This is a genomic window from Streptococcus sp. NLN64 (assembly GCF_015831295.1).
GTDB lineage: Bacteria > Bacillota > Bacilli > Lactobacillales > Streptococcaceae > Streptococcus.
Genome location: NZ_JADXDQ010000070.1, coordinates 1 through 8,562, shown reverse-complemented (window position 1 = coordinate 8,562; position 8,562 = coordinate 1). Strand labels below are relative to the sequence as shown.

The following is an 8,562-nucleotide window of genomic DNA, read 5'->3' as shown; positions in this document are numbered from 1 at the left end:
CATACGCTCAAGGCCTTGACACAAAATCCCCTTCTCTTTGCTTCACAACTAGGCTCAGCAGGCATCAATCTGCCAAATAAATTGTCCTATTTTTAGAAAAATGGTTGACAAATGGTAGAAAAATCTTGAGGAAGATTTTGAGCTTGCTGATAAAACTTTTGAAGAAAGTTTCAATGAAGTACGGCAAGACGAGCTAACACAGTAATAAAAGATAAACTAAAAGAGTATATAAGCGTCTAAATCCTTGGAATCTCACTAGTATTTTGATATAGTTAATCTATAGAAAAAATATATTTTAAATAGCAAAATTGCAAATAGAAACAAGGAGGTGACTGGAATGCGCTTAGAAAATTTAACAGGCCATCCCATTCACTTATGGAATGGATCCATAGATGAATATGTTTATACCCTAGAGGAAAGTGAGGTGTTTTCTCCCTTAAGATGTGGTACTTATCGCAATACGATTGGTGAATATAATGGTGTTGAAATTATAAAAATGGAGTATCATCTAAATGTTCCGCTTAGCTTGCTGAAAAAAATAAAGGAATCCTGTGATGGAATTGTCGTCAGTCGCATCGTTGCAGAGCAACTGGCGGAATTTGGCTATAATGGTGATATCTATATGATAGGCAATAAAAAACGAAATGAAGATGGCCGTGTCATTGGCTGTTATGGATTAGCGAAATATAATTAAAGAGCTTGGGCCAGGCCCAAGCTCTTTTAGAGTGTCTTTCGTTTTTGTGCAGTTTTGGTGATGGTTACTTCAACGGCTGGGTCTAAGGCCGATAGGGTATCCATGATTTCCTTGTCCTGGATATTGTCGTCGAATTCCACATCGTATTCGAGAATGATTCGCTCTCCCTTTTTTTGAGATTTTAGGGAAATTAATTGACTAGAGCTGTGATGCTGGGGGAAGTTTTTTTCAAAAAGGTCCCTATAATCGTAGCTACGGGGGAGGGTAATTTGCAGGAATCGTTTACTCCGACTAACCTTGGTAAAAGCTGAGTTCTCCAAAGCAAAGAGGACTGCGCAGATTAAAATCGTAAAACAGAGAGCTAGGAGTAGGTAGCCCATTCCAGTTGCTAGCCCAATTGCAGTTGCCGTAAAAATAAGGAGGAGCTCTTTGGAGCTTGCAGCAGCAGAACGGAAGCGTATCAGGCTAAAGGTACCGGCAACCGCAACCCCAGCTCCTAGATTTCCATTGACCATGAAAATAATCATAGCAATCAAAGTTGGGAGTAAGGTCAGGGTCATTACAAATTCCTTGGTGTAGAAGGTACGGTACTTGTAGGCTGCGGCTAAGATGATTCCAAGGATTAGACTGACCAATAGACTGGAGCTAAGGGAGAAGATATCGACATTTACAACTCCGGTTGAGGAAGTAAAGACGCTATTAAATAGTGTTTCTTGCAAGACTGATTTCCTCCTTCGTTAGATTGTTAGCCAGACGATAAGCGGTTCCGTATTTGGAAAAGGATTCCTGTACAATTCCGTATTTTTCCAAGCATTGAAGCAACCATTCTGGGCATTCACCGGGAACCTTCACTTCCATGATGGCCTTTGAAGGGTCTAGCAAATCGTTTCCGAATTTACCAGCGGATAGGGAAATGTCCCAATCTCGGTAAAGGAGATTTTGGTCAATGGTGATGCGGATGTCCGCTCCGTTTTTGCCACGGAAAGACATGCGGTCATAGTAGATGTACATTTTGGGCTGGATGTGACCGTGGCGTTTGCGGATGGTTGTTAAATCGGACTGGACTTGATCGTCAATGAGTGAATCTTGGAAGCCGTCAATCAGGGACATCCCTGTAGTCACATAGCTTGTAATGGCATTGGCGTTGGATGTCAGACGATTTTTGTAGCCGACGCTATCGATTTTCTTTTTGACCTCTAGAAAAGCTTTACTGCTAGCCTTGGGTTCTAAGTCGTACAGACGCATGCGAACTTTTTCACGCGCATTTTTTTTGGCGATGGAATCTTGGATCAGGTCAAAGTTTTCAGTATCAAAGTAAATGTTGGTGATGGTAGAAGTTGCGTAGGCGTCCGCTTCGATGTAATCCCCTAAGTCTTCCAGCAACTGTGGTAGCACCTCTTTCTCAATAATGTATTTGGTTTCAATCCTTTTGAATTGCTTCTGAATAATCTTGGTTCCCATGGATATTCCCTTTCAATTTTTTTCTGAAAATAGAATAACCAGTCAGACTTAAAGCAAACTGAAGGAAAGGTTAAAGAAAGCTAAAAGGAATTTCTTCGAGCCCTTGAGGGGTCACTTGATAGAGCTTGTCGCAAACTTGAGAGAGGAATCGGCGGTTGTGGGAGACGCAAATCAGTCCTCCGGGATATTGTTGAAAGAGCTGGCGAACTTCCGGTTGAGAGGTTGGGGAGAAGTTCCGGCTGGATTCGTCAAGGATGAGGAAATTTGTTTCCTCTAAGACCATCTTAGCTAGCAAGGCCTTGGCCTGTTGACCGCCTGATAAATGTTTGATGGCTTGATGCACTTCATCACGACTAAACTGGAGATTGGCAAGGTAGGTCTGGGCCTGTCCTGCTTGCTGAATTTGGAGGAATTCAAGCGGGCTGCTTTCCGGATCAAGGAAGCGACTATAATCTTGAGGCATATAGCCTAAAAGCAGATCCGATTGCTTTTGCAGTTTATGGTAGATGAGGCTTAGTAAGGTACTTTTGCCAACCCCGTTAGCACCGATTAAGCCAATCTTTTCTTGACCTCGAATCTGTAAGTTGATACTGGGGAACTCTTCTATGAAGTTACTTCTCTTGTGACCAATCTAGCTGGTGGTGCTAGCGAAGAATGTTTTCAACTTTACCGAAAACGAGGACAGTCTGAAAAATTCATAAAAGAGATGAAGTCTGGATTTTTTGGGGATAAGACAGATAGTTCAACTCTAATCAAGAATGAAGTTCGTATGATGATTTCTTGCTTGGCCTATAATCTTTCCTTATTTATGAAGCATCTAGCTAGTGGGTCTGTGAAGAATTTGACGATGAAACGTTTTCGGAAACTGTTTGTGAATATAGCTGGAAAATGCGTCAAAAGTGCTAGAAAACAAATTCTAAAACTGTCTAATCTCTATTCTCTGAAGGATGAGTTTCAGGCTCTCTTTGAGCGAATTTCCAGACTAGATTTCTCACTCCCCGTTCTCTATGCAGTAAGGGATACCAGTCCCCCTTTGTTAGGAAATTAGGATACCGAATCAAATAGAATACATTTTTAAAAATCGAGAGTCGCACCAAGGGCGGAGTCTACCCTTTTTTAGGGTGGTAAGGCAGCAGACCCATCTTTATTTATAGAAAAGCTTGATCGTTCATAAAAATCATCAGAATTGCAGTTGTTTATTGCTTGTTTCTGATGATTTTTTTGATAGTTACGCAAAGATATTCAGGGTATGAATAATTCGGGAACCATTTCCTTCCTCGCCGATAATGGCCATTTTGTCACCGGCTTCAAGGCTAAAGGTGAGATTGGATACAGGTGTCAGAAGATTTTTTTGTTTGGGTTAGGGTTAATTCCTGAACTTGAAGTAGCAGAGGGTCCTCCTTCGTTTGAAAAAAGCACACTACCTTATCTAGTAGTGTGCAGTGTCCATGTCAAAAAGACCACTATTGAATAGGGGATTGGACAGATAGAACAAGTAAACTACTAAATAAGATAAGATTTAGTGACATTTACTTGTTCATATCCATGGGCAATCACCTCGCTTGTTTTCTTGACTCAAAGGATATCATAGGGAAGTGGGGAAGTCAAGAGGGTGTTGGAAAAAAGATTTGATTGACAGAGGGTGTTGGAAAAAAGATTTGGATCTAGATCTATTCATTCTAGGATAAAGTTATTTTGATTCAAAAATGGTGATAGAAGTGAAGGTAGGTTGTTGTTTATAGATAGATCACGAATCAAGTAGTACTAGTTTGTAGAAATGTTTCCTGTATTACAAAAAGTTACAGGAGCAACACAGTTCTTTTAAGAAGGGATTTTCGGTCTTTTTTTAATAGAAAATTATGATAAGATAGAATCATCAAGTAAGAAAGAGAATACATTTAACATGAAATTAAACAAAAAAATTATGTTGGCATCCAGCTTGCTTCTTTCAGTATTTGCTGGAAATAACGATGCTCAGGCAACGGAGCAAGATGGAAACTGGACACCTCGTACAACTGAACAAATTCGTGATAACCTCGTTCGTGAAAACGATACCTTGGCTTACACTGTTCAATATGGAGATACACTTGGACAAATTGCTGAAGCAATGGGTGTTGACATGGCCGTCTTGGCTCGTTTGAACCAAATCGAAAATGTCAATGTCATCCAACCAGGTATGTTGCTTCGCGTAACCATTGATGCCAACAATCAACCGTTGACATTTGAAGTTATCAATCCTCAAGTGGAAGGCCCAGCATCTCATGTTGCGAGCGTGGACTTGACTTCACAAGAAATCTATACCCAAGATCAAGTCATCCCAATGTCCCAAACAACAGCCACAATCGTTGAAGAAGACAAGGGACCGACTTATATGGCAGTACAACCTCCTGCAGCTAATCCAGCTGTAGAAGCAGCTAGTGCTCCTGCAGCTCCGCAATTGGTTGCTACTAGTACTGTAGCTCAAGAGGCTGGACAAGAAGTATCACAGGCTGCACTTGAAACACCAGCTCAACCAGCTGCAGAAGCTCCAGTAGCTCCAGCTCCTGAAGTAGCTGCTCCAACTCAACCAGCTGAGCAAGCGCAAACTCCTGCACCTGCGCAACCTGCAGCTCCAGCTACTGAAGAACTCTTGGCTGATGAGCTTCATGATCACGATCATGACCATGCTGAAGAAGCTCCTCAACCAGCTGAGCAACCTGCAACACCTGCTCCAGCTCCAGTTGAAGAGCCAGCAGCTCCGGCCCCTGCACAAACAGCTCAAACTTCTACACCGGTTGACACTTCAGGTCTTCAACCAGTTGCAGCTAACTTCATGCAGGATATTGCGAATCAATTTGGAATCACTGATTATTCTAAATACCGTGCAGGTGACCAAGATCACGGGCTTGGACTCGCGGTAGATGCAATGGTCTACAATGATACCGCTCTTGGTAACCAGGTTGCCCAATATGCTGTAGATAACATCAACAATGCCAATATTTCTTACATCATTTGGCAACAACGTTTCTATGCACCAGTGAATAATATCTATGGTCCAGCCAACACTTGGAACTTGATGCCAGACCGTGGTGGTGTAACAGCTAACCACTATGATCACGTACATATTTCCTTCAACGGTTAAGATAAGGAATAATGCAGCCAGCCTAAGCTGGCTGCTTTTTTGGAGGTTTCATGGCTAATTTAAAGGATATTTATTCGGAAGAAAAGTTGCAAGAGATTGTGACTGTGTTTGCTTCGGTAGAGTCTACATTTCCGAAAGCCGAGTTTCTGGCTGCTGTTGGTAAAGAAGGCTGGGACTCTTTGAGTTTACGTCAGCGTCATGAGCGGTTGGCGCGTGCTCTGGTAGATAGCTTAAATCGCCCTTTTGAAGCAGTGGCGCCTTTTCTTCAAGAGGTGGGAGCTCGCGTTCAAGGTTTCTCATGGTTGTTTTTACCAGATGTGGTGGCTTTATATGGATTAGAGAATTTTCAAGATTCGATGGAGACGCTTGCGATTTTAACCGAGTCTTCCTCGGCGGAGTTTGCTATTCGACCATTTCTAGCTCAGAATTTTCCCCAGACTTTTGAGCAAATGAAGTCTTGGTCAGTGTCTGAGAATGAGCACCATCGGCGCTTGGCTAGTGAGGGTTTACGGCCTAATCTTCCTTGGGGGAAGAAGATTCCCGGATTGGAGGTGCATCGGTTGAAGATTTGGGAGCTTTTGGAGGAATTAAAAGGGGACGGTTCCCTCTATGTTCGAAAGTCTGTGGCTAATCACTTGAATGATTGGACCCGGACCCATCCAGAAGAGGTGCTGGATTTACTGGAGTCCTGGCAGGGGACGGGGCCTGAGACAGATTGGATCATTAAGCGGGCTGCGAGGAATCTACTCAAGGCCGGGCAGCACCGGGCACTGGCTCTTTTTGGCTACAGGAGTCGCGAGGATGTGGAACAGGTCTTTTGGTCTTTTCCTCAAAAAATAAAAAAGGGCGATCGGATGGTAGTGGATTATAAGGTCAGGGTGGGGCAGGCAGGGCCCCTCCGCTTGGAGTTGCAGATTGACTTTGTCAAAGCGACTGGGAAGCAGTCGACTAAAATCTTTATGCTCAGAGATCGAGAGGCGGCAGAAATCGAAGGTCAGTGGCGCTACGACTGGCTGGATAAGACCACGCGACGGCATGCGAATGGGCCCCACGAACTGTGTCTTCTCTTAAATGGACAAATTCTAGCAGAGGGCGTTCTTGAGGTCACTGGTTTTGGTGATAAGGAATTGTGATGGTCGTCTTCAAGGATGGCGATTGGTCAAAATAGGGGGTCTGTGGTAGGATGGTACTATTGAAATCATGAAAGTGAGAGATAACAATGGATAAAATTGAAATTTTTGAGAACGATACCATTATTCAAGAGTATTTTGAAAAGCTGAAAGTTTTGGTTTCCAAAAAATCGATTTTTGCCCAACAAATTGGTCTGTTGGAGGTCGCCACACTTCTTCGGGACTATTTTCATGAGGCGGGAGCCGACGAGGTTGTGCTGGATTCTTCCTATGCGGCTCCCTTTGTCATGGCTCAATTTTTGTCGAATCGACCAGATGCTAAGACCTTGATTTTTTACAATCATTACGATACGGTCCCTGCGGACGGGGATCAGATCTGGACCGGGCAGCCGTTTGAGGTCAGCGTGCGCGATGGTTACCTGTATGGTCGGGGGGTCGATGATGATAAGGGCCATATTACAGCCCGCCTATCGGCCCTCAAAAAGTACCAGGCCGAGTCTGGTGGGGACCTTCCTGTCAATGTCATTTTTATTGTGGAAGGTGCAGAGGAATCCGCTTCTGTCGATTTGAATTTGTATTTAAAAAAATACCAAGAGCAGTTAGTAGGGGCAGATTTGCTAGTCTGGGAGCAAGGGCATCGAAACAGCAAGCACCAGTTGGAGATAGCGGGTGGTAATAAAGGAATTGTAACCTTTGATTTGTATGTGTCTTCGGCTGCCCTGGACATCCACTCTTCTTTCGGTGGGGTGATTGATTCGGCGTCTTGGTATCTCATTTCAGCTCTAAATTCTATGAGGGCAGTGGATGGTCGGATTCTGGTCGAGGGAATTTACGATCAGGTGCAAGAACCTAACGAACGAGAGCTAGCTTTGGTAGAATCCCATGCTTTGGCGAGTCCAGAATCCTTTAAGGAAATCTATGGCTTGACCCTACCATCTCTGGTGGAGGATCGCCGCGAATTCCTCAAACGTCTGTACTTTGAACCTTCCATTACCATTGAAGGGCTATCCACAGGCTATTTGGGGCAAGGTGTGAAAACCATTATCCCAGCGGAGGCTCAAGCCAAGATGGAGGTCCGTCTGGTTCCAGGTTTAGACCCTGATGATGTTTTGGAAAAGATTCGTCAACACTTGGCCAAACACGGATTTGAACAAGTCCAGGTGGCATTCACCTTGGGAGAGAAGAGTTACCGGAGCGACATGTCGGCTCCTTCCATTTTAAAAGTGATTGCCCTGGCAGAGCAGTTGACACCAGAGGGTGTGGCTGTGCTACCGACATCCCCGGGAACTGGGCCCATGCATACGGTCTTTGAGGCTCTGGGAGTCCCGATTGCAGGCTTTGGCCTAGGTCATGCCAATAGCCGCGACCATGCTGGAGACGAAAACGTCAGCATTGCAGATTATGTCAGTCACGTGGAGCTGGTACAGGCTTTAATCGCTAGTTATGAGTAAAACAATGGCGGCCGTTGGCCGCCTTTTTGGAGGAAAGATGATACGAGAAGCAAGTCCCGAGGATTTGGATAAGATTTTAGCCATTTGGCTGGCAACCAATTTGGAGGCTCACGAATTTGTGGAGGCGTCCTATTGGCAGAACCAGCTTTTACAGGTTGCCCAAGCCATGGATGCGGCAGAGGTCTATGTAGCTGAGGATTTTGGTTTTATTCAGGGCTTTATTGGTCTCCAAGGTTCCTACATCGCAGGTCTTTTTGTTGCCCAAGAATTTCAGGGACAAGGGGTGGGGACTCAGCTCTTAACCTTCGCAAAGGAGAAGCAGTCGCCTTTAACCCTCTCTGTTTTTGAAAAAAATAAAAAAGCAATCGCCTTCTATGAAAAGCAGGGCTTCCGAGTGGAGAAAAGGGAGATTGATGCTGCGACGGGGGAGGAACAATTCTGGATGACTTCTGAGGCCGCTCACTAAAGAGGGGTTGAGTCCTAGAATACCAAACATACTCTTTTAGTTTAGCTTTTATTCCTGTGTTTGATCGTCTTGCCGTACTTATTTAAAACTTTCTTCGAAAGTTTTATCGGCAAGCTCAAACATACTAAGATTAGTAGTGAGGAAACCTTCGACGGAAGATTTTCTCACTACTTTTTCTTTATGTTAAAGTAGTAGTGTCTTGTTAAGTCGTACTAGATTTTGGCATTTAATGCCGTAGC

The 8,562-nt window shown here is 44.0% G+C and carries 8 protein-coding genes and 1 pseudogene; 6 read left to right on the top strand and 3 right to left on the bottom strand.

The window, feature by feature from the left end:
• Positions 1-337: 337 nt before the first annotated feature.
• Complete coding sequence (locus tag I2503_RS08505; protein ID WP_196967677.1) at positions 338-694, top strand: hypothetical protein; 357 nt, start codon at positions 338-340, stop codon at positions 692-694.
• Between the two features lie 26 nt (positions 695-720).
• Here the strand turns inward: I2503_RS08505 and I2503_RS08500 are convergent, their stop codons facing one another.
• The 3 genes from I2503_RS08500 to I2503_RS08490 all read right to left on the bottom strand — a co-directional run bounded on the left by I2503_RS08500 (position 721) and on the right by I2503_RS08490 (position 2,705).
• On the bottom strand, positions 721-1,413 hold the full coding sequence (locus I2503_RS08500; protein ID WP_196091819.1) for a DUF4956 domain-containing protein: 693 nt from the start codon (positions 1,411-1,413) through the stop codon (positions 721-723).
• On the bottom strand, positions 1,394-2,155 hold the full coding sequence (locus I2503_RS08495) for a polyphosphate polymerase domain-containing protein (RefSeq protein WP_196091820.1): 762 nt from the start codon (positions 2,153-2,155) through the stop codon (positions 1,394-1,396). The genes I2503_RS08500 and I2503_RS08495 overlap by 20 nt, the downstream gene beginning before the upstream one ends.
• 70 nt (positions 2,156-2,225) lie before the next feature.
• A complete protein-coding gene (locus I2503_RS08490; protein ID WP_348769629.1) occupies positions 2,226-2,705 on the bottom strand; it encodes an ATP-binding cassette domain-containing protein in 480 nt (159 codons plus the stop codon).
• A 42-nt stretch (positions 2,706-2,747) separates the two neighbouring features.
• On the opposite strand from I2503_RS08490, the pseudogene I2503_RS08485 reads away from it, so the two are divergent.
• The 5 genes and pseudogenes from I2503_RS08485 to I2503_RS08465 form a co-directional block, all read left to right on the top strand.
• A pseudogene (locus I2503_RS08485) lies at positions 2,748-3,203 on the top strand (transposase); the annotation flags it as partial.
• A gap of 855 nt (positions 3,204-4,058) precedes the next feature.
• Complete coding sequence (locus I2503_RS08480; RefSeq protein ID WP_196091822.1) at positions 4,059-5,276, top strand: LysM domain-containing protein; 1,218 nt, start codon at positions 4,059-4,061, stop codon at positions 5,274-5,276.
• A gap of 50 nt (positions 5,277-5,326) precedes the next feature.
• Positions 5,327-6,409, top strand: coding sequence for a DNA alkylation repair protein (locus I2503_RS08475; protein WP_196967675.1), 1,083 nt, complete (start codon positions 5,327-5,329; stop codon positions 6,407-6,409).
• Positions 6,410-6,495: 86 nt separating this feature from the next.
• Positions 6,496-7,857: a M20/M25/M40 family metallo-hydrolase gene (locus tag I2503_RS08470; RefSeq protein ID WP_196967674.1), complete on the top strand. Its 1,362-nt coding sequence runs from the start codon at positions 6,496-6,498 to the stop codon at positions 7,855-7,857.
• 37 nt (positions 7,858-7,894) lie between these two features.
• The gene (locus tag I2503_RS08465; RefSeq protein WP_196967673.1) at positions 7,895-8,323 is read left to right on the top strand and encodes a GNAT family N-acetyltransferase; all 429 of its coding nucleotides are present in this window, start codon (positions 7,895-7,897) and stop codon (positions 8,321-8,323) included.
• The last annotated feature ends 239 nt before the right edge of the window (positions 8,324-8,562 follow it).